This is a genomic window from Pseudomonas sp. RL_5y_Pfl2_69 (genome assembly GCF_963970465.1).
Classification (GTDB): Bacteria; Pseudomonadota; Gammaproteobacteria; order Pseudomonadales; family Pseudomonadaceae; genus Aquipseudomonas.
The window spans coordinates 347,648-367,983 of the sequence record NZ_CAXAOU010000005.1; the positions used below are offsets into that span (position 1 = coordinate 347,648).

Sequence of the window (20,336 nt, forward strand, 5' to 3'; positions counted from 1 at the left end):
GCATGAGCGATAAGCCAGAACACGACCAGCCAATGCCGCTGGTTTCGCATCTCACCGAGCTGCGCACCCGCCTGTTGCGCTGCATCGCGGCGATTTTCATCATCTTTGCCGGGCTGTTCGCCTTTACCCAGCAGATCTACACCCTGGTCTCCACGCCGCTGCGTGAATACCTGCCGGTGGGTGCGACGATGATCGCGACCGACGTGGCCTCGCCGTTCCTGACGCCGCTCAAGCTGACCATGATGGTCTCGCTGTTCATTGCCATTCCGGTGATCCTGCATCAGATCTGGGGCTTCATTGCGCCCGGCCTGTACAAGCATGAAAAACGCATCGCCGTGCCCCTGCTGGTGTCCAGCATCTTCCTGTTTTACGCCGGCATGGCGTTCGCCTACTTCCTGGTATTCCCGCTGGTATTCAAGTTCTTCGCCGCCGCCACCCCGGAAGGCGTCGCGATGATGACCGATATCAGCAGCTACCTTGATTTTGTCATGACCCTGTTCTTTGCCTTTGGCGTGGCCTTTGAAATCCCGGTGGCCGTGGTGCTGCTGGTATGGATCGGCATTGTCGACGTGCAATACCTGCGCAAGATCCGCCCGTACGTGATCATCGGCTGTTTCGTGGTCGGCATGATCCTGACCCCGCCCGACATCTTCTCGCAAACCTTGCTGGCGATCCCGATGTGGATGCTGTTTGAAATCGGCATTCTGTTTGGCAGCCTGATCAGCAAGAACAAACGCGGCGAAGACCCGGACGAACCCTCGGCTGATAGCGACGCCCAACCGCCAGCACCGCAAGCGTGAACCTGCTGCTCCTCGAAGAGGCTGATTTCATTGCCGCCGACCGCGTGATCCTGCGCGACCGGCGCCTGACTCATATGCAGGAAGTTCACCGGGCCGCTGTCGGCGACAGCCTGCGCGTGGGCAAGATTGGCGGATTGATGGGCAGCGCCGAACTGGTGCGCCTTGAGGCCAGGGAAGCCGAACTGGTTATCCACAGCCTTGACCAGCCACCACCGGCCAAACTGCCCCTGACCTTGTTGCTTGCCCTGCCGCGCCCGAAAATGCTGCGCCGGGTACTGCAAACCGTGGCCTCGATGGGCGTGCCCAAGGTCATTCTGGTCAACAGTTATCGGGTCGAAAAAAGCTTCTGGCAGACACCGTTTCTGGAACCCGAAGCCATTCGTGAGCAATTGATCCTGGGGTTGGAGCAATCGCGGGACAGCGTCTTGCCCGAAGTCATTATCGAAAAACGCTTCAAGCCGTTTGTCGAAGACCGTTTGCCGGCGCTGGTCGAAGGCACATTGGGCCTGGTGGGCCATCCGGGAGATTACCCGGCCTGCCCGCGCGGGCTGGATGAAGCCGTGACCCTGGCCATCGGCCCGGAAGGTGGCTGGATTCCCTACGAGATCGACTTGCTGGCCAAGGCAGGCCTGCAACCGGTGCAACTGGGGGCACGTATCCTGCGGGTCGAAACCGCCGTCACCGCCCTGCTCGCCCGGTTGTTCTGACAGCCCGATTTAAATACATTCTGTATCATCTGCCTGCTTCAGTTTTGCTCGACCGAGCCGATGCATTAACACGTCAAGATCATTCAAGAAGCCATGGACGGCTGTTATCGATACCAATCGATCAAAAAAAGGAGTTCGTCCATGAACCATTGGTTATCTGCCACCCTGGGCAATATCAGTGTCACTCGTAAACTCAGCCTGGGCTTCGGTACCGTCTTGCTGCTGACACTGCTGATCACCGTCACCGGCTGGAAGGGGCTGATGTCTGTCATTGATCGCGGCGACAAGCTGGCCAATATTTCCCAGGTCATCACGCTGATCAAGGACCTGCGCATCGCCCGCGTCACCTACGACAAGGACAACGGCGAAAACGGCCCCGATCTGGTCAATGATCTGCTCAACGAGATCGGTACCAACCTCGCCGCCGCCAAGGAGCGCATGGTCCAGGCCAGTGACTTGAGCCTGAGCGACCAGGAACTCAAGGCTGTGTCGCAATACAAAACCATCTTCGCGGCTATCGACGAGGCAACCCAGGCCCGCGAGGTCAGCCGGGGCAAGCTCGGTGCAACGTCCGAAGCCGCCCTGGCCAGTATCGCCGCCATTGAAAAAGACGTGCTGCAGGGTGACAACCTGGCCGAGCTCAATAGCGTCAACCAGGTCAGCCGGTTGCTGTTGCAAGCTCGGTTCGAGGTGCGCGGTTATACCCACACGGGCGATCTTGAAGCGGCTACACCTGCGATCGAAGCCATCGACCAGGCGCTGACAGAACTCGCACGCCTGAGCAGCATCATGCCCAGTGCCTACAGCCCCCAGTTCGCGCAGGCCAGCACAGCACTGAAAAACTATCGGGCCGCCTTTATCGAGTTTCGCGACTCTCAGGTACACAGCGACAAGCAATTGTCGCAACTGCAAGTGCTGGGCAATTCCCTGGTGGATCTGAGCAATGAACTGTCGGCGTCCCAACTCAGCCAGCGCGACAGCGATACCCGCCAGGCCAAGTCCGCGCTGCTGATCTGCGCGAGCCTGGCCCTTCTGCTGGGCGTCATCGCGGCGTGGATCATCACCCGGCAGATCATTACCCCCTTGCGCGACACCCTCAATATTGTCAAAGCCGTGGCGGCCGGTGATCTCAGCCAGGAGCATCCGACCACCCGTCGCGACGAACTGGGCCAACTGCAACAGGCCATCGAAGGCATGCGCGGCGGGCTGCGCGAGCTGGTCGGCGGCATCGGCAACGGCGTCACTCAGATCGCCAGTGCGGCCCAACAGCTGTCCACCGTGACCGAGCAAACCAGCGCCGGGGTCAACAGCCAGAAAATCGAAACCGATCAGGTGGCCACGGCCATGCATGAGATGACGGCCACGGTTCAAGAAGTTGCACGCAATGCCGAAGAGGCCTCCGAGGCGGCAATGTCCGCCGACGTGCAAGCCCGTGAGGGCGATACCGTGGTCGCCCAGGTCATTACACAGATTGAGCGCCTGGCGGCTGAAGTGGTGTTGTCCACCGAGGCGATGGCTCATCTGAAACAGGAAAGCGACAAAATCGGCAGCGTGCTCGACGTGATCAAGGCCGTGTCCCAGCAAACCAACCTGCTGGCCCTCAACGCCGCCATCGAAGCCGCTCGGGCGGGCGAAGCCGGGCGCGGTTTTGCCGTGGTGGCCGACGAAGTGCGCAGCCTGGCGCAGCGTACGCAAAAGTCCACGGAAGAGATTGAAGTCTTGATCATCGGTCTGCAAAGCGGGACTCAACAAGTGTCCAGCAGCATGGACAACAGCCGCCTGCTGACCGACAGCAGCGTTGAGCTGACCCGCCGCGCGGGCGAGTCCCTGGACACCATTACCCGCACCGTATCGACGATTCAGGGCATGAACCAACAGATCGCGACAGCAGCCGAACAGCAAAGCGCGGTGGCCGAAGAGATCAACCGCAGTGTGCTGAACGTGCGCGACGTGTCGGAACAAACCGCCGCCGCCAGCGAGCAGACCGCCGCCGCCAGCGTGGAACTTGCAAGGCTGGGAACGCACCTGCAAACACTGGTCACCCGCTTCAAGGTCTGACCCTCGGCCAGTGCGACTCTCATCACACTAACGGCAACTGCCCTTCAGTTCCGGCCCCCGGCGCCGATGGCCTGATACCCCTTGAAGGAGTATCACCATGTACCGTCGGCTGGCTCTACTGCTGGGCAATATAAGCGTCAATCGCAAACTCAGCCTGGGCTTCGGGCTGGTACTGGTGCTGACTCTGCTGATCGCCGCAGCGGGCTGGAATGGCCTGGTGTCGGTGATCGACCGGGGCGACAAACTGGCCAATATCTCGAAAATCATCTCGCTGACCAAAGACCTGCGCATTGCCCGCCTTGAATATGACCGCCATCCAGGGGAGGACACACTGGCCGGCGTCACCGGCCAACTGAGTGCACTGGACAACGCGCTGGAGCAGTCACACAAACAGCTGACATCGCCCGAAGACCTGGTATTGATCGAGCAGCAACTCAATGCCGTGACCGAGTACAAACGCGCCTTCACCGATCTCATCCAGGGCTCCCGGCCCGAACAGGCCGTTGAGCGCATGCACCAGCAGGGCGATGTCCTGATCGAGCAGAGCCAGAAGCTCTCGGCACTGCAGACAGCCAAACGCAACAACGAAAGCCATCAGGCCACGACCCTGTTGATCAGTTGCGCGCTGCTGGCGCTGGTGCTGGGAATGATCGCCGCCTGGGTCATTACCCGCCAGATCGTGATCCCGCTGCAACGCACGCTCAAGACCGTTGAGCGCATCGCGGCCGGGGATCTGACCCAAGACCATCACACCGACCGCCGCGACGAACTGGGGCAGCTGCAGCAAGCCATACAACGGATGACCCAAGGCCTGCGCGAGTTGATTGGCGGGATCAGCGATGGCGTGACTCAAATCGCCAGTGCAGCGGAAGAACTCTCGGCGGTCACCGAACAAACCAGCGCGGGGGTTAACAGCCAGAAAGTCGAAACCGATCAGGTCGCAACGGCCATGCACGAAATGGCCGCCACCGTTCAAGAGGTGGCGCGCAATGCGGAAGAAGCCTCCGAGGCGGCTGTCGCGGCTGACCAGCAGGCCCGCGAGGGCGACAACGTGGTCGCACAAGCCATCGCCCAGATCGAGAAGCTGGCCATTGAAGTCGGCCATTCCACCGATGCCATGGGCCATCTGAAACGCGAAAGCGACAAGATCGGCAGCGTGCTGGACGTGATCAAGTCCGTCGCCCAGCAGACCAACCTGCTGGCCCTCAACGCCGCCATCGAAGCGGCACGGGCCGGTGAGGCCGGTCGTGGTTTTGCGGTCGTGGCCGACGAGGTGCGCAGCCTGGCGCAGCGCACGCAAAAATCCACAGAAGAAATCGAAGAGTTGATTGCCGGCCTGCAAAGCGGCACTCAGCAGGTGTCCAGCAGCATGGACAACAGTCGTGCCCTGACAGACAACAGCGTTGAGCTGACCCGCCGTGCGGGCGAGTCACTGGGCAACATCACCCGTACGGTGTCGACGATTCAGGGGATGAACCAGCAGATCGCAGCCGCCGCCGAGCAGCAAAGCGCGGTGGCCGATGAGATTAACCGCAGCGTGTTGAATGTGCGTGATGTGTCAGAGCAAACCGCCGCCGCGAGCGAAGAGACTGCGGCTTCGAGCATTGAACTGGCGCGGCTGGGCACGCATCTTCAGGCATTGGTTGGGCGGTTCAAGGTTTAACAGCCTTGTAACCCTGTGTGGGAGCGGGCTTGCTCCCACACATTCAGAACTACAGTACCTGACGCAAGAACGCCTGAGCGCGCAGGTCCTTGGGCGAGGTGAAGAAGTCTTCCGGGGAGGAGTCTTCCAGCAGCTTGCCATGGTCGAAGAACAGCACGCGGTTCGCCACTTCGCGGGCAAAGCCCATTTCGTGGGTCACGCAGACCATGGTCATGCCTTCGCGGGCCAGGGTCTTCATCACGTCCAGTACTTCGCCGACCATTTCCGGGTCGAGCGCCGAGGTGGGCTCGTCAAACAACATCACCTTGGGTTCCATCGCCAACGCACGGGCAATCGCCACGCGCTGTTGCTGGCCGCCCGAGAGACGCGACGGGTACTCGTTGGCCTTCTGACCAATACCCACCTTGTCCAGTAATGCGCGGGCCTTGGCTTCACGTTCGACCTTGCCACGCTTGCGCACAACCTTTTGTGCCAGGCACAGGTTTTCCAGCACGGTCATGTGCGGAAACAGGTTGAAATGCTGGAACACCATGCCGACTTCACGCCGATAGGCATTGACGTCGGTTTTGGGGTTGGCCAGGTCCAGGCCGCCAATGCTGACGGAGCCGGAGTCGAAGTCTTCCAGGCCATTGAGGCAGCGCAGGAAGGTCGACTTGCCAGAGCCCGACGGGCCGATCACCACCAGTACTTCGCCCTGGGCGACAGTGGTGCTGACGTTGTCTACCGCACGAACGATGTGGCCGCGGGTGTCGAAGACTTTTACCAGTTCGCGAACTTCAATCACTTTGCGCGAGCCTCCGCTCAAGCCGGCTGGCGAAATGCGACAGCGGCAGGTTGATCAACAGGTACAGGCCCGCTACGCAGAACAGGATTTCGAACGGCGAAAACGAGGTGGTGATGACCTCACGGCCACTTTTGAGCAGTTCGGTAATGGCGATCACCGACACCAGCGAGGTGTCCTTGACCAAGCTGATAAATTGCCCGGCCAATGGCGGCAACACACGTTTGAACGCTTGCGGCAGCACCACATGGCGCATCGACTGGCTGCTGTTGAGGCCCAGCGAGCGCGCCGCTTCGTTTTGCCCGCGGGCAATGGACTGCACGCCCGAACGAATGATTTCGGCCACGTACGCACCGGTGAACAGCGACAGCGCGGCAATACCGGCAAACTCGCGGGACAGGTTGAGCACAGTGCCAATGAAGAAGTAGAAGATGAAAATCTGTACCAGCAACGGTGTACCGCGTACCAGCTCGACGTACAGCGTCGAGAGGTCGCGCAGGGTCGGGTTGTTCGACAGTCGGCACAGGCCGGTGGCCAGCCCGATGATCAAACCCAATACGCCAGACACCAGCGACAGCCAGACGGTGGTCCACAAGCCCCAGAGCAGCGGTCCTGCGGCCCAGTGGCGGTTCACGCCAATGACATCGCCTTCCTCGACCTCGTCGCCTTCAGCCAGTTGCAGGCTGTTGTCGGCAACGGTTACGCGTTGCTCTTTGCCATCTTCGCCACGCAGCACGACTTCGGCAGTGTCGCCCTTGCGTACCAGTTCGATGATGGTCGAGCGTTCAGCCGCCCGCTGGGCTTCTTCGGCCTGATAGGCGAAGTACTGCGGAACACGGTTCCAGCGCCATTCGTAAGACATCAGCGAAGTGGCGTAATACAACGCACCCGCCAGACCGATGAGCACCAGCACGGTCAATACGTGCCAGGGCCACTGGACTTTTTTTTGTTTGATCACTTTCAGGTTCCGTCAGGAGAAAAGCCAGGCCCGTAGCAGTTGCCGAAGGCTACGTCCGGGCGCGAAGCGCTCGTAAATCGAACGCCTCCGTTTTTCATCTGAACCGCATTCAGCTTCTTTACGGCTGCTGCGCAACCGGACGCAGCCTTCGGCAGCTGCTACAAAAGTAGCGGAATGCGATCAGCGCTTATTCCATGTCTTTGAGCCAGGCGGTGTCTTTGAACCACTTGTCATGGATGCGATCGTAAGTGCCGTCTTCGTGGATCTGGTGCAGGAAGTTGTTGATGAAGTTGATGCTGTCGTAGTCGCCTTTCTTCAGACCAAAGGCCAAAGGCTCGTAGGTGAACGGCTTGTCGAGGAACACCAGCTTGCCGTTACCGAACTTGTTAACCGCTACAACGTTGTATGGGGCGTCGTAGATAAAGGCATCAGCCTTGCCGTTGACGACGTCCAGAACACCTTCAGGCTCGTTGTCGTAGCCGTGGTACTGGGCTTTTGACATCAGTTTGCGAGCAACGATTTCACCCGTGGTGCCAATCTTGGACGTCAGGCGATATTGCGGGTCGTTGAGGTCTTTGTAAGATTTGACCTTGTCTTCCAGCTCTTTGCGAATGAGCACGGTCTGGCCCACTACGATGAAGGGTTCGCTGAAGTTCAGGCGCAGGTTGCGTTCCTGGGTCAGGGTCATGCCGCTGCCAATCATGTCGAACTTGTTGGTCATCAACGCCGGGATGATGCCGTCATAACCGGTGGAAACCAGCTCCAGCTTCACACCCATGGCCTTGGCCATCGCTTTGAGCAGGTCAACTTCAAAACCAATGATCTGGCCGCGTTTGTTGGTCATTTCAAATGGCATGTAGGTTGGGTCCATGCCCACCTTCAGAGTGCCGCGTTTGACCGCGTCATCAATTGCGCCTGCATGGGCTGCGCTGATCGCCAGTAATGCAGTCACACCGCACAGCAGTTTCGACACAAACTTCTTCATCACAACTCCCCCTCACCTACTCAATTAAGGCGTTGGCCAACGGCAGGCTCGATTCAAAAAGCCAATACAGCCGGGCACTCACCCATTCGAAAACGGATGCTAACTCACTGAGGGTTATGAGACGAGTTTTGCGAGAGAAAAGCACGACGGGCGTGGGATGCCGTTCCCGTGGGAGCGGGCTTGCTCGCGATGCAGGCAACGCGGTGCAACAGGTATTACGGGGTGAGGCCATCGCGAGCAAGCCCGCTCCCACAAGGGGTAGCGGGTTGCATGCGAGAGATCAGGCAGCAGGCTGTAGCGGCAACAACGGTGCGTGAGGGTCAGCGGCAACCGACTCACGCCAGGCGTTCAGCCAGCCTTCGTGACCTTCGTTCCACACCAGCGCGTGCAAGCGGGCAAGGGCTACAGGGTCGCTCAAGAGCTCCATGCGCTCTTTGTCGCTGACACCCTGAGGACCCACCTTGAGTGCGTGACGCACACGTTCAGTACGCAGCCATTCAATCGGCTCGGCCTCACGGTGACGCGACGTCGCAAGGGCACAGGCCAGTGCGTTCTGCTGTGGATCAACCACGGCCCGCACAAAACCGTCATGCAGTGCGTGGTAGCGGTTTTCGTGGGTGTATTCGGCTGTGGCCGACAATTCACGGGGCGGTGCGTATTCCTCAGGAATCAGGAACAGGCTTTCATCGCGAGTCTTGAGGCCCAGCTTGACCCGGCTGGAGATCACCGACACCGGAATCGACAACATCAGCGAACCGACAATCGGCACCAGCCACCACAAAAAGCTCGGGTTCAACCACAACACCAACGCAGCCCAGGCCGCACCCAGCAGGGTTTGCGGACCATGACGGCGCACCGCTTCGCTCCACGGCGTGGAGTCGTCGTCACGCTGTGGCGAATTCCAGGTCGCCGCCCAGCCCAGGAACGCGGCCAGTACAAAGCGGGTGTGGAAGATCATGCGCACAGGTGCCAGCAGCATCGAGAACAGCATCTCCAGCAGCATCGACAGCGTGACCTTGAACTTGCCACCAAACTCTTTCGCGCCCTTGGCCCAGATCAGGATGATGCTCAGCAGTTTAGGCAGGAACAACAGCACGATCGTAGTCGAGAACAGCGCCACGGCTTTATCCGGGTGCCATTGTGGCCACAGCGGATACAACTGGCGCGGTTCCATGAAGTACTGCGGTTCCATCAGCGTGTTGACTGCCAGCAAGGCGGTCGACAGCAACAGAAAGAAGAACCACAACGGCGCAGACAGGTAAGACATCACGCCCGTGAGGAACACCGCACGGTGAACCGGGTGCATGCCCTTGACCAGGAACAGGCGGAAGTTCATCAGGTTGCCGTGGCACCAGCGACGGTCACGCTTGAGTTCGTCAAGCAGGTTGGGCGGCAGTTCTTCATAGCTGCCCGGCAAGTCGTAGGCAATCCACACGCCCCAACCGGCACGGCGCATCAGCGCGGCTTCAACAAAGTCGTGAGACAGGATCGCGCCCGCAAAAGCACCTTTACCCGGCAACGGCGCCAAAGCACAGTGTTCGATAAACGGCTTCATGCGGATGATTGCGTTGTGGCCCCAGTAGTGGGATTCACCCAACTGCCAGAAGTGCAGACCGGCAGTGAACAGGGGTCCGTACACCCGCGTCGCAAATTGCTGCATGCGCGCATACAAGGTGTCCATGCCCGATGCTCGCGGCGCGGTCTGGATGATCCCGGCGTCTGGCGTGGCTTCCATCAAGCGCACCAGGCTGGTCAGGCATTCACCGCTCATCACGCTGTCCGCGTCGAGCACCACCATGTACCTGTAATCACCGCCCCAGCGACGGCAGAAGTCGTCGAGGTTGCCGCTCTTGCGCTTCACACGACGGCGACGACGGCGATAGAAAATCCGCCCGAAGCCTTCTGTTTCGCGGCACACATCCAGCCAGGCCTGTTGCTCGGCAACACAGATGTCTGGATCGTTGCTGTCACTGAGGATAAAGAAGTCGAAGCGATCCAGATCGCCGGTCGCGGCAACCGACTCGTAGGTGGCGCGCAAACCTGCAAAAACACGGGTGACATCTTCGTTGCAGATCGGCATCACCAGCGCAGTACGTGCCTGCTCGGGGATTGCCTCATTCCCGGCGCTTTTGCCGGAAATACGGTATTTGTCGTGGCCGGTCAGCAGCTCCAGAAAGCCCATTAAGGCCGTCCAGAAACCCGCCGATACCCAGCAAAACAAAATCCCGAACAGAATCAGGATGCTGGTCTGCAAGGCATACGGCAGCACTTGTTGCGCCGTTTGCATCAACGGCTGGTGCAACACCTCTTCAAGGTCGACAAACGCCCAGCCCTGGTACGGCATGATGCCTTTCATATACCAGCCAGCAACGATGGTCTGACCCAGCATCAAGACCAGCAGGATGTAACGGCGGATCGAACCCACCGTACGCCAGCGGGCATGGGGTAATACACGCTCGTCGATTTTCGGCGCAGGCGGATTGCTGCGACCGGTCAGGCGCCGCCAGCCACGGACCAGAATGTTGGTGCGCCACGGCTCGGGCACCACCTTGGTGCGACGAATCGGCGGCGTGGCCTTGAGCATCACCCGGCCGCTGGCATCGAGGGCGAGCATTTCTGCTTCCTCAAGCTCCGCGGCCGACGTCAGGTTCAGACGCGTGCCTACCGAGGCCTGAGCGGCCTCAGTAGCATCGACATCGGCCTGCGTGGACAGACGCGCATGCAACTCGGCGAACGAGGTGCAGCTCGCAAGGTCCGCGCGCTGCTCATCGCTCAGTGGCAGATGCGCCAGGTACTCGCTGAGCGAGGCTGGCTGGGGCTGAGCATTACTCATCGGCTGGCAACTGGTAGCTCCAGGTCTCGGTCAACACTTTTTCAGTCTTCACCGGTTCTGGAGTGGCTGCAGGCGCTTGGGCCGCTGGGGCCTTGGCGTCCTTGGCCGCGTGATCTTTCTTCTCGTGTGCCTTGGCCACAGGGGCTTGCTCGATGTCCTGAACCAGCGCTGCGCGCATCTCTGTGGACTTGCTCGGATCCTTGATTTTCATCCGCAGCGTCAAGCGCCAGCCCTTGGTTTCAGGGTTGTAACGCACGTTGTTCTCAACCAGTTCGGCGTTGTCACCGACACTGACCTGACTGCGTACCGGGGTGTTTTCTGGCAAGGCCTTGAGCGACGGGCCTTCGAAGTCCACCAGATACGCAACGCTGCCGTCTGGCTGACGGATCAGGTTCGATTGCTTGACGTCGCCGGTCGAGCGCAGGGTTTGTTTGACCCAGGCGCTATCCGTTGGATGCAGGGCAGCTTCGTCCAGGGTCCAGTGCATGCGGTAAGCGAAATCAAACGGCTTGAGCGGCTCTGGCAGTGTTTCCGGGCTCCAGAACGCAACGATGTTGTCGTTGGTTTCATCGGCGGTCGGAATTTCTACCAGGTCAACGGAGCCTTTGCCCCAGTCACCCTGCGGTTCGATCCAGGCGCTTGGGCGCTTGTCATAGTTGTCGTCCAGGTCTTCGTAGTGGCTGAAGTCACGGCCACGTTGCAGCAAACCAAAGCCGCGCGGGTTTTCAACCGAGAAGTTGCTGACGGACAAGTGTTTCGGGTTGTTCAGCGGACGCCAGATCCACTCGCCGTTGCCGGCATGAATGGCCAGACCCGACGAGTCGTGCAACTCGCGACGGTAGTTCAGGACTTTGGACGGCTGGTTAGCGCCGAACAGGAACATGCTGGTCAGCGGAGCGATGCCCAGCTTGCCAACCTTGTCACGCAGGAACATTTGCGCTTTGACGTCCACGACGGTGTCAACACCAGGGCGCAGGGTAAAGCGGTAAGCACCGGTAGCCCGTGGCGAGTCCAGCAAGGCGAAGATCACCAGGTGCTTGTCGTTAGGCTTGGGTTTTTCGATCCAGAACTCGGTGAAACGCGGGAACTCTTCACCCGACGGCAATGCAGTGTCGATCGCCATACCACGGGCCGACAGGCCGTAGATCTGGTCCTTGCCCACAACGCGGAAGTAACTCGCGCCGAGCATGGTCATGATTTCGTCCTGCTTATCCGCCTTGTTGATCGGATACAGCACGCGGAAACCCGCCCAACCGAGGTTCTCGGTAGCTTTTGGATCAAACTGGACATCACCGAAATCGAAACGACTGGCGTCGTACTTGATTTCTTCAACCGTGGTGGCCGTCACTTCGTTGATTTTCACCGGCGTGTCGAAATGCATGCCCTGGTGATAGAAGGACAATTTGAACGGGGTTTTATCGCCCGCCCACTGGGCCTTGTCACGGTTGAATTGAATCTTCTGGTAGTCCGCGAACTTCATGTCGCGGAACTCTTTTGGCAAATTGCTGCGTGGCGCTTGGTATTTCTGTTCGGCGAGGGTTTTAGCCTCAGCCGCCACGTCATCCAGACTGAATGCCCACAGTTGACCCGCACCGAACAAGCAAAAGAGCGCAGAGCCCGTCACCAGTGCGTTGCGTAACCGCTTGGCAGACATTTTTGGTGCATTAAATGGACTAACAATCACGAGCAAACCTCGCCGAAAACAGATGATGAAACCAACGGCCAGCGATCTAAATGCCAGGTTGGCGAGCACTGTTCCGACCGTCAAAGGAATGAATGATTCCCCAGACGCGTCGGATTAGTCTCTGTGTAGCGCAGGATTATCTAGTAGCCCGCGTGACAACGCATCTACTGTCAGCAAGTATTTCTCGCTAAAACCGCCTGTTTTCAGACGAAAACGCGGTTTTTAAGGGTTTTAGATTTGTAACAGAAATGTCACAGGGCCATCATTGACCAAATGCACCTGCATATCGGCCCCAAAACGACCTGATTCTACTGTCGGGTGAAGACGTCTGGCCTCACTCAGCAGATGATTGAACAACGCCTCGGCCAACGCAGGAGGGGCCGCCGTGGAGAAGCCGGGGCGCAGGCCACTTTTGGTGTCTGCCGCCAGGGTAAATTGCGATACCAGCAGCAAACCACCGCCAATATCTGCCAGCGAAAGGTTCATTTTGCCTTCGGCATCGCTGAACACCCGGTAGTTGAGGAGCTTGTGCAACAACTTGGCGGCGCTTGCCTCGGTATCACCGGGTTCGACGGCGACCAGCACCAGCAAACCCTGGTCGATCGAGCCGACTATCTCCCCCGCGACCTCAACCCGCGCCCCACTGACACGCTGCAACAACCCCCTCATGCTTCGTCCGGTTGCAAGTTGAGCAGGCTGCGGGCCATTTGCTCGGTGGCGCGTACCAATGCATCGGTAATCCCGGGTTCGGAAGCGACGTGTCCGGCTTCACGAATGATCTGCAGCTCACTGCCCGGCCAGGCCTGATGCAGCTCCCAGGCGTTATCCAGCGGGCAAATCATGTCGTAGCGACCATGCACGATGACCGCCGGCAGATGGGCAATCTTGTACATGTCACGCAGCAGCTGATTGGGCTCCAGGAACGCATTGTTCATAAAGTAGTGGCATTCGATGCGGGCAATGGACAGTGCCCGGTGCGGGTCACAGAAGCGCTCGACCACTTGCGGGTTTGGCCGCAAGGTCGCCGCACGGCCTTCCCAGGTCGACCAGGCCTTGGCCACGTGCATCTGGGCAATCTGGTCATTGCCTGTCAGGCGCTTATGAAAGGCACTCATCAGGTCATGACGCTCATCCGGCGGGATTGGCGCTATGTATTCCTGCCAGTAGTCCGGGAATATCCGGCTGGCACCTGCCTGATAGAACCATTCGATTTCTTGAGGACGAGCCAGAAAGATCCCGCGCAGAATCAGCCCGTGCACCTTGTCCGGATGGCTTTGCGCGTACGCCAGTGACAGGGTCGAGCCCCACGAGCCACCAAACAGCACCCACTTGTCGATGCCCAGGAACAGGCGGATCCGTTCCATGTCGGCAACCAGGTCCCACGTCGTGTTGCTGTCCAGACTGGCGTGGGGGGTTGAACGCCCGCAACCGCGCTGATCAAAGGTAATGATGCGGTACAGGCCCGGATCGAAGTAGCAGCGGCTGTTGGCATCGCAGCCCGAACCCGGTCCACCGTGGACAAACACCACTGGCAGGCCGTCTGGCGAACCGCTCTCGTCAACGTAAAGCACATGCGGGCCATCGACTGCCAGTTCATGCCGGGCGTAGGGTTTGATCTGCGGGAACAAGGTCTGCATTACGCACTCCGGGAGGTCGGGATAATGTTGCCTCTGGCATCATAAACCCGATTGGGTGCAATGAGCATGCCCTTAAAAACACTGTGGTTGAATATCGGGCTGTTGCTTAAACCCTGTAGGAGCGGGCTTGCTCGCGATGGCATCGACGCAGCCTCACTGACAGACCGCGGCGCTGGCATCGCGAGCAAGCCCGCTCCCACATAACTCGACTCAGCCCTTGGAGTATCGCTGCTGGCCCCACTCGATAATCCGCGCCAGCAACTGCTTGAGCACCACCTGGGTCGGTGCCGCAAGGTCTTCGCGATAGTTGAACGGCTCGAACTCCTCCATATAAGTGCACTGGGCCAGTTCCAGCTGCACGGCATGGATGTTGTCCGCCGGACTGCCGTAGTGGCGAGTGATATGACCGCCCTTGAAGCGTCCGTTCAAGATGTGGCTGTAGGCCGGATGCTCGGCACAAATGGCTTCAAGGTCGCGGGCCAGGGTCGGATCGCAACTGGCGCCATTGAAAGTGCCCAGATTGAAGTCCGGCAAGCGCCCGTCAAACAGGTGCGGTACGCAAGAACGGATGGAGTGCGCATCAAACAGCAGCGCATAGCCAAACTCGTCCTTGAGGCGCTTGAGTTCCTGCTCCAGGGTCAGGTGGTAAGGTTTCCAGATCTGCTCCAGATACGTTGCACGCTCTTCGGCAGACGGCACCTGCCCTTCGCGAAACAATGGCACACCGTCGAACAGCGTGGCCGGGAACAGCCCGGTGGTCGCACCTACATACATCGGCGCATCGTCCTGCGGGCGATTGAGGTCGATCACAAAGCGCGAATACTCCGCCGCCAGGGTGCTGGCACCCAGTTCGGCGGCAAACTCATAGAGCCGCGGGATATGCCAGTCGGTGTCCGGCAGGCTTTGCGCTTCGGGGATCAGCCCGGCCTTGACCGCAGGTGTCAGCTTCAAGCCTGCATGGGGCATGCTGATCAGCAATGGCACACGGCCTTGTTTGAATGTCAGAACCTTGTCCACAAGCTTTTCTCCTAAAGCGTTACGTCAACGCCGCTGCGCACGACGCGTTTGTCCAGATCACCGCCCAGCCAGTAGGCCAGGTCTGCCGGACGATCAATGTTCCAGGCAACAAAGTCAGCCACTTTGCCGGGTTCAAGCGAACCGTGGGTCTCGCCCATGCCCAATGCCGTCGCGGCATGCTGGGTGACGCCAGCCAGGGCTTCTTCGGGGGTCATGCGGAACAAGGTGCAGGCCATGTTCAGCATCAGGCGCAACGACAAGCCAGGGGACGTACCGGGGTTGAGGTCGCTGGCGATGGCGATTTTCACTCCGTGCTTGCGCAGAGCGTCCATCGGCGGCAACTGGGTTTCACGCAAGAAGTAAAACGCACCGGGCAAGAGCACGGCCACGGTGCCGGAGGCGGCCATGGCAATGGCGTCTTCTTCGGTCATGAATTCCAGATGGTCCGCCGACAACGCCTGGTAGCGCGCCGCAAGGCTTGAGCCATGCAATGAGGACAACTGCTCGGCATGCAATTTGACCGGCAAGCCCAATTGCTGCGCCACTGTGAATACCCGCTCAACCTGGGCGGGCGAAAACGCCAGGTATTCGCAGAACGCATCCACCGCGTCTATCAGCCCTTCGGCGGCCAACGCGGGCAGCATCTCGTTGCAGATATGCTCGATATAGTCGTCGGCACGGTCCTTGTACTCCGGCGGTAAGGCATGGGCCGCCAGGCAGGTGCTACGCACCGTGACCGGCAACGCTTCGCCCAGACGACGGATCACCCGCAAAATTTTGCGCTCGCTTTCAAGGCTCAGGCCGTAACCGGACTTGATCTCGACGCTGGTGACGCCATCGCGCAGCAAACACAGCAAACGCTGACGGGCACTGGCGAACAATTCATCTTCGCTGGCGGCTCGGGTCGCACGCACGGTGCTGGCAATACCGCCCCCGGCAGCGGCGATTTCTGCATAGCTCACGCCCTGCAAGCGCTGCTCGAATTCGCCGCTGCGATTACCGCCAAACACCGTATGCGTATGGCAATCGATCAGCCCCGGCGTCACCCACGCCCCTTCCAGGCCGTGGGTTTGACCATACTCGCCCGTCGGCAACTGCAGACGCGGACCAATCCACTCAATGTAGCCATCACGGGTGACAATGGCGGCATCCTCGATGATCGAGTACGTGCCATTGGCCATGGTTGCGACATTGCAGTGTTGCCAAAGGGTTTTCATTGCGTCACTCCGTCAATGATCAAAAACTCAGGAAAGCTCGGGAGCCACTTCAATCGCCCGACCTGCTGCCGGCTTTACCCACAATAGATAAGCCACCACCAGGAATACAATCCAGACCGCGCCAACCATCAGTGCCGCCTGGGTCTCAGGGAAGTAACCCAGTACGCCGAAGATAAACACCATGAATGCGATAGCAGCCATTGGCGCATACGGCCAGAACGGTACCGGGAACTTGAGTTCGGCTACTTGCTCACGGGTCATGGAGCGGCGCATGGCCACTTGGGTCACCAGAATCATCAACCACACCCAGACCGTGGCGAAGGTGGCAATCGAGGCGATGACCAGGAAGATGTTTTCCGGGATCAGGTAGTTGAGCACCACACCGCCCAACAACGTAGCGCCCATTACCAGTACGGTCATCCACGGCACGCCATGGCGGGAGATTTTTGCAAAGCCTTTAGGCGCCTGCCCTTGCTGGGCCAGGCCGTACATCATGCGGCCCGCGCCGAAGATGTCGCTGTTGATGGCCGATACCGCCGCCGAAATCACCACGATATTCAGAATGGTGGCCGCCGAGCTGATGCCCAGGCTGTCAAAGATCTGCACAAACGGGCTGCCCTGGCTGCCGATCTGGGTCCAAGGGTAGATCGCCATCAACACAAACAGGGTCAGTACATAGAACAGCAGAATGCGCAGCGGCACCGCGTTGATCGCTTTGGGAATCACACGCTGCGGATCTTTGGCTTCGCCGGCAGTGATGCCGATGATTTCAATACCGCCGAAGGCAAACATCACCACGGCAAACGAAGCAATCAAACCGCCCACGCCATTAGGCATGAAGCCGCCGAAGGACCACAGGTTGCTGATGCCGGTAGCCACGGCATCCGTGCTGCCAGACGTACCGATGCCAAACAGCATGATGCCGAAACCGGCCAGGATCATGGCCACGATCGCGGCAACTTTAAGCAGCGACAACCAGAACTCCATTTCGCCAAAGACTTTGACGCTGCACAGGTTCAAGCCGCCGATCAGCAGCACGATGCCCAGCACCCAGATCCAGCGCGCGACTTCCGGGAACCAGAAGCCCATGTAAATGCCGAAGGCGGTGACATCGGCCAGACACACGATGATCATCTCGAAGGCATAGGTCCAGCCCAGGATAAAGCCGGACATGGGGCCCAGGTAGGTGCTGGCATATTGGCCAAACGAGCCGGATACCGGGTTATGCACGGCCATTTCGCCCAGTGCACGCATCACCATGAACACCGCGGCGCCACCAATCAGGTACGCCAGCAGCACAGCAGGCCCAGCCATTTGGATGGCAGCGGCTGAACCATAAAAAAGACCCGTTCCGATCGCTGAACCCAGCGCCATAAAACGGATGTGGCGAGCGGATAGCCCGCGTTTCAAACCTTGAGTCTGGTTTTGCATTTCGCGTCCTTGATTATTTTTGTCGGCGAAAACAGAGACGCAGAGGGTCGATAAGACCCTCTGCGTTTTTTGGGGTTACAGGCTTGGCAGAACGTGAGCAGGCAGCAGATCGTTCAGGCAACGGGTTGCCAGCAGTTGCATGGCAACTTCGATATCCGGTGCGAAGAAGCGGTCTTTCTCATAATGAGCGACCTTGCTGCGCAGGGTGGTGCGAGCGACTTCAAGCTTGGCCGAGGTTTTCAGGCCATCACGCAGATCCAGACCCTGGCACGCGGCCAGCCACTCGATCGCCAGTACGCCACGGACGTTTTCGGCCATTTCCCACAGACGCTTGCCAGCAGAGGGGGCCATCGATACGTGGTCTTCCTGGTTGGCCGAGGTCGGAATGCTGTCAACGCTGTGTGGGTGGGACAACGCCTTGTTCTCGCTGGCCAGGGCCGCAGCCGTTACCTGAGCGATCATGAAGCCGGAGTTCACGCCACCATTGGCCACCAGGAACGGCGGCAATTGCGACATGTGCTTGTCCATCATCAACGAGATGCGACGCTCGCTCAGCGAACCGATTTCTGCAATCGCCAGCGCCATGTTGTCAGCAGCCATTGCAACCGGCTCGGCGTGGAAGTTGCCACCGGAGATCACGTCGCCCTGCTCGGCGAATACCAGCGGGTTATCCGACACTGCGTTGGCTTCAATGCCCAGCACTTCGGCGGCCTGGCGGAACTGGGTCAGGCAGGCACCCATCACTTGCGGCTGGCAACGCAGGGAGTACGGGTCTTGTACCTTGTCGCAGTTCTTGTGCGACTCGGACACTTCGCTGCTCGCGCCCAGCAGGTCGCGGTAAATGGCAGCGGCGTCGATCTGACCGCGTTGACCGCGGGCAGCATGAATGCGTGGATCGAACGGCGAGCGCGAACCCAGAACGGCTTCAACGGTCAGGCCGCCACAGGCCATCGCGGCAGCAAACAGGTCTTCGCCTTCAAACAGACCGCGCAAGGCATAGGCCGTCGACACTTGAGTGCCGTTGAGCAGGGCCAGGCCTTCTTTGGCAGCCAGGGTCAGCGGCTCAAGACCGGCTTGTTTCAAGGCAGTGACGGCATCCAGCCACTCACCCTTGTAACGGGCCTTGCCTTCGCCCAGCAGCACCAGCGACATATGCGCCAACGGTGCCAGGTCGCCCGATGCGCCTACCGAACCTTTAAGTGGAATGTGCGGGTAAACCTCGGCATTGATCAGCGCGATCAACGCATCGATCACCACGCGACGAATCCCGGAGAAACCACGGCTCAGGCTGTTGACCTTGAGCACCATGATCAGGCGTACCAGATCATCGCTGATTGGCTCGCCGATACCGGCTGCGTGGGACAGCACCAAGGAGCGCTGGAGGTTTTCCAGGTCTTCGCTGGCAATTTTGGTCGAAGCCAACAAACCGAAACCGGTGTTGATGCCGTACGTGGTGCGGTTCTCGGCAAGGATCTGCTCAACGCACGCCACACTGGCATCGATCTGCGCCGACGCACTTTCGTCCAGGCTCAGGGTGACTGGCTGCTGATAGATGTCACGCAGTTGGGCAAGGCTCAGTTGGCCGGGGATCAGGTTTAACTCAAGCACGTTAATACTCCTTCACGCGTGTAACCGAAATTATAGAAATTGTTCGTAACCTTGTGGGAGCCGGGCTTGCCCGCGATTGCATCACCTCGTACTGCCTGAAGCACCGAGGCGTCTGCATCGCGAGCAAGCCCGCTCCCACAGGATTCGTGCCCGTGGGTCAGCCGTTGATCATCGGCAGGTTCAGGCCCTGCTCGTTTGCACAGTCGATGGCGATGTCGTAGCCCGCATCTGCGTGACGCATCACGCCGGTTGCCGGGTCGTTGTGCAGTACACGGGCGATACGCTCAGCCGCTTCGTCGGTACCGTCACACACGATCACCATCCCCGAATGCTGGGAGAAGCCCATGCCCACGCCACCACCGTGGTGCAGCGAAACCCAGGTCGCGCCGCTCGCGGTGTTCAACAGGGCGTTGAGCAATGGCCAGTCGGACACGGCGTCCGATCCATCTTTCATCGACTCGGTTTCACGGTTCGGGCTCGATACCGAACCGGAGTCCAGATGGTCGCGGCCGATCACGATCGGGGCTTTCAGCTCGCCACTGCGCACCATTTCGTTGAACGCCAGGCCCAGCTTGGCGCGCTGGCCCAGACCAACCCAGCAGATACGTGCCGGCAGACCCTGGAAGCTGATGCGCTCGCGAGCCATGTCCAGCCAGTTGTGCAGGTGGGCGTCGTCAGCGATCAGTTCCTTGACCTTGGCGTCGGTTTTGTAGATGTCTTCGGCATCGCCCGACAGCGCGACCCAGCGGAACGGGCCTACACCACGGCAGAACAATGGGCGGATATAAGCCGGTACAAAACCAGGGAAGTCGAAGGCGTTTTCTACGCCTACTTCTTTGGCCATCTGACGAATGTTGTTGCCGTAGTCGAAGGTCGGCACGCCCGCTTTCTGGAAGGCCAGCATGGCTTCAACGTGCTCGCCCATCGAGGCTTTGGCGGCTTTGACCACGGCTGCCG

General features: G+C 59.5%; 16 protein-coding genes. 4 read left to right on the plus strand and 12 right to left on the minus strand.

Annotation, left to right across the window (positions count from 1 at the left end; genetic code table 11):
• Positions 1 to 2 precede the first annotated feature (2 nt).
• From tatC to AACY07_RS11730, 4 genes are all read left to right on the plus strand, one after another.
• On the plus strand, positions 3 to 800 hold the full coding sequence (gene tatC, locus AACY07_RS11715) for a twin-arginine translocase subunit TatC (RefSeq protein ID WP_133076771.1): 798 nt from the start codon (positions 3 to 5) through the stop codon (positions 798 to 800).
• Positions 797 to 1,507, plus strand: coding sequence for a 16S rRNA (uracil(1498)-N(3))-methyltransferase (locus AACY07_RS11720; RefSeq protein WP_133076772.1), 711 nt, complete (start codon positions 797 to 799; stop codon positions 1,505 to 1,507). Before tatC ends, AACY07_RS11720 begins: the two co-directional genes overlap by 4 nt.
• A gap of 141 nt (positions 1,508 to 1,648) precedes the next feature.
• Positions 1,649 to 3,565, plus strand: a complete 1,917-nt coding sequence (locus tag AACY07_RS11725; RefSeq protein WP_339474934.1) for a methyl-accepting chemotaxis protein — start codon at positions 1,649 to 1,651, stop codon at positions 3,563 to 3,565.
• A gap of 97 nt (positions 3,566 to 3,662) precedes the next feature.
• Positions 3,663 to 5,228 carry a methyl-accepting chemotaxis protein gene (locus AACY07_RS11730; protein ID WP_339474935.1) on the plus strand — a complete coding sequence of 522 codons (1,566 nt, stop codon included), beginning with the start codon at positions 3,663 to 3,665 and terminating at the stop codon, positions 5,226 to 5,228.
• Between the two features lie 49 nt (positions 5,229 to 5,277).
• Here AACY07_RS11730 and AACY07_RS11735 read toward each other — a convergent pair whose 3' ends face one another.
• The 12 genes from AACY07_RS11735 to hutU form a co-directional block, all read right to left on the minus strand.
• Positions 5,278 to 6,012, minus strand: coding sequence for an amino acid ABC transporter ATP-binding protein (locus AACY07_RS11735; protein WP_339474936.1), 735 nt, complete (start codon positions 6,010 to 6,012; stop codon positions 5,278 to 5,280).
• Entirely contained in the window at positions 6,005 to 6,964 is a 960-nt protein-coding gene (locus AACY07_RS11740) for an amino acid ABC transporter permease (protein ID WP_445261375.1), read from the minus strand. The genes AACY07_RS11735 and AACY07_RS11740 overlap by 8 nt, the downstream gene beginning before the upstream one ends.
• 190 nt (positions 6,965 to 7,154) lie before the next feature.
• Positions 7,155 to 7,952, minus strand: a complete 798-nt coding sequence (locus AACY07_RS11745) for a transporter substrate-binding domain-containing protein (RefSeq protein ID WP_133076777.1) — start codon at positions 7,950 to 7,952, stop codon at positions 7,155 to 7,157.
• Positions 7,953 to 8,232: 280 nt separating this feature from the next.
• Positions 8,233 to 10,785 carry a glucans biosynthesis glucosyltransferase MdoH gene (mdoH, locus tag AACY07_RS11750; protein WP_133076778.1) on the minus strand — a complete coding sequence of 851 codons (2,553 nt, stop codon included), beginning with the start codon at positions 10,783 to 10,785 and terminating at the stop codon, positions 8,233 to 8,235.
• Positions 10,778 to 12,469: a glucan biosynthesis protein G gene (locus AACY07_RS11755; RefSeq protein ID WP_339474939.1), complete on the minus strand. Its 1,692-nt coding sequence runs from the start codon at positions 12,467 to 12,469 to the stop codon at positions 10,778 to 10,780. The genes mdoH and AACY07_RS11755 overlap by 8 nt, the downstream gene beginning before the upstream one ends.
• A gap of 231 nt (positions 12,470 to 12,700) precedes the next feature.
• Positions 12,701 to 13,138 carry a D-aminoacyl-tRNA deacylase gene (gene dtd, locus AACY07_RS11760; protein WP_339474940.1) on the minus strand — a complete coding sequence of 146 codons (438 nt, stop codon included), beginning with the start codon at positions 13,136 to 13,138 and terminating at the stop codon, positions 12,701 to 12,703.
• Positions 13,135 to 14,106 (minus strand): prolyl aminopeptidase, encoded by a 972-nt coding sequence (gene pip, locus AACY07_RS11765; RefSeq protein WP_133076781.1) that lies wholly within the window; start codon positions 14,104 to 14,106, stop codon positions 13,135 to 13,137. Before pip ends, dtd begins: the two co-directional genes overlap by 4 nt.
• A 210-nt stretch (positions 14,107 to 14,316) precedes the next feature.
• Complete coding sequence (gene hutG, locus AACY07_RS11770) at positions 14,317 to 15,123, minus strand: N-formylglutamate deformylase (protein ID WP_339474941.1); 807 nt, start codon at positions 15,121 to 15,123, stop codon at positions 14,317 to 14,319.
• A gap of 11 nt (positions 15,124 to 15,134) precedes the next feature.
• Complete coding sequence (gene hutI, locus AACY07_RS11775) at positions 15,135 to 16,340, minus strand: imidazolonepropionase (RefSeq protein WP_339474942.1); 1,206 nt, start codon at positions 16,338 to 16,340, stop codon at positions 15,135 to 15,137.
• Between the two features lie 27 nt (positions 16,341 to 16,367).
• Entirely contained in the window at positions 16,368 to 17,771 is a 1,404-nt protein-coding gene (locus AACY07_RS11780) for an amino acid permease (protein WP_219262193.1), read from the minus strand.
• Between the two features lie 75 nt (positions 17,772 to 17,846).
• On the minus strand, positions 17,847 to 19,379 hold the full coding sequence (gene hutH / locus AACY07_RS11785; RefSeq protein ID WP_133079155.1) for a histidine ammonia-lyase: 1,533 nt from the start codon (positions 19,377 to 19,379) through the stop codon (positions 17,847 to 17,849).
• A 157-nt stretch (positions 19,380 to 19,536) separates the two neighbouring features.
• Positions 19,537 to 20,336 (minus strand): urocanate hydratase (gene hutU / locus AACY07_RS11790; RefSeq protein ID WP_339474944.1); only part of this gene is annotated, 800 nt, incomplete at its 5' end.

What these genes read in the sequence shown, in the direction of transcription:
- pip (WP_133076781.1), bottom strand. Translation starts at nt 14,106, where the DNA reads ATGCAGACCTTGTTCCCGCAGATCAAACCCTACGCCCGGCATGAACTG.
- hutI (WP_339474942.1), bottom strand. Translation starts at nt 16,340, where the DNA reads ATGAAAACCCTTTGGCAACACTGCAATGTCGCAACCATGGCCAATGGC.
- tatC (WP_133076771.1), top strand. Translation starts at nt 3, where the DNA reads ATGAGCGATAAGCCAGAACACGACCAGCCAATGCCGCTGGTTTCGCAT.
- AACY07_RS11730 (WP_339474935.1), top strand. Translation starts at nt 3,663, where the DNA reads ATGTACCGTCGGCTGGCTCTACTGCTGGGCAATATAAGCGTCAATCGC.
- AACY07_RS11780 (WP_219262193.1), bottom strand. Translation starts at nt 17,771, where the DNA reads ATGCAAAACCAGACTCAAGGTTTGAAACGCGGGCTATCCGCTCGCCAC.
- mdoH (WP_133076778.1), bottom strand. Translation starts at nt 10,785, where the DNA reads ATGAGTAATGCTCAGCCCCAGCCAGCCTCGCTCAGCGAGTACCTGGCG.
- AACY07_RS11725 (WP_339474934.1), top strand. Translation starts at nt 1,649, where the DNA reads ATGAACCATTGGTTATCTGCCACCCTGGGCAATATCAGTGTCACTCGT.
- dtd (WP_339474940.1), bottom strand. Translation starts at nt 13,138, where the DNA reads ATGAGGGGGTTGTTGCAGCGTGTCAGTGGGGCGCGGGTTGAGGTCGCG.
- AACY07_RS11745 (WP_133076777.1), bottom strand. Translation starts at nt 7,952, where the DNA reads ATGAAGAAGTTTGTGTCGAAACTGCTGTGCGGTGTGACTGCATTACTG.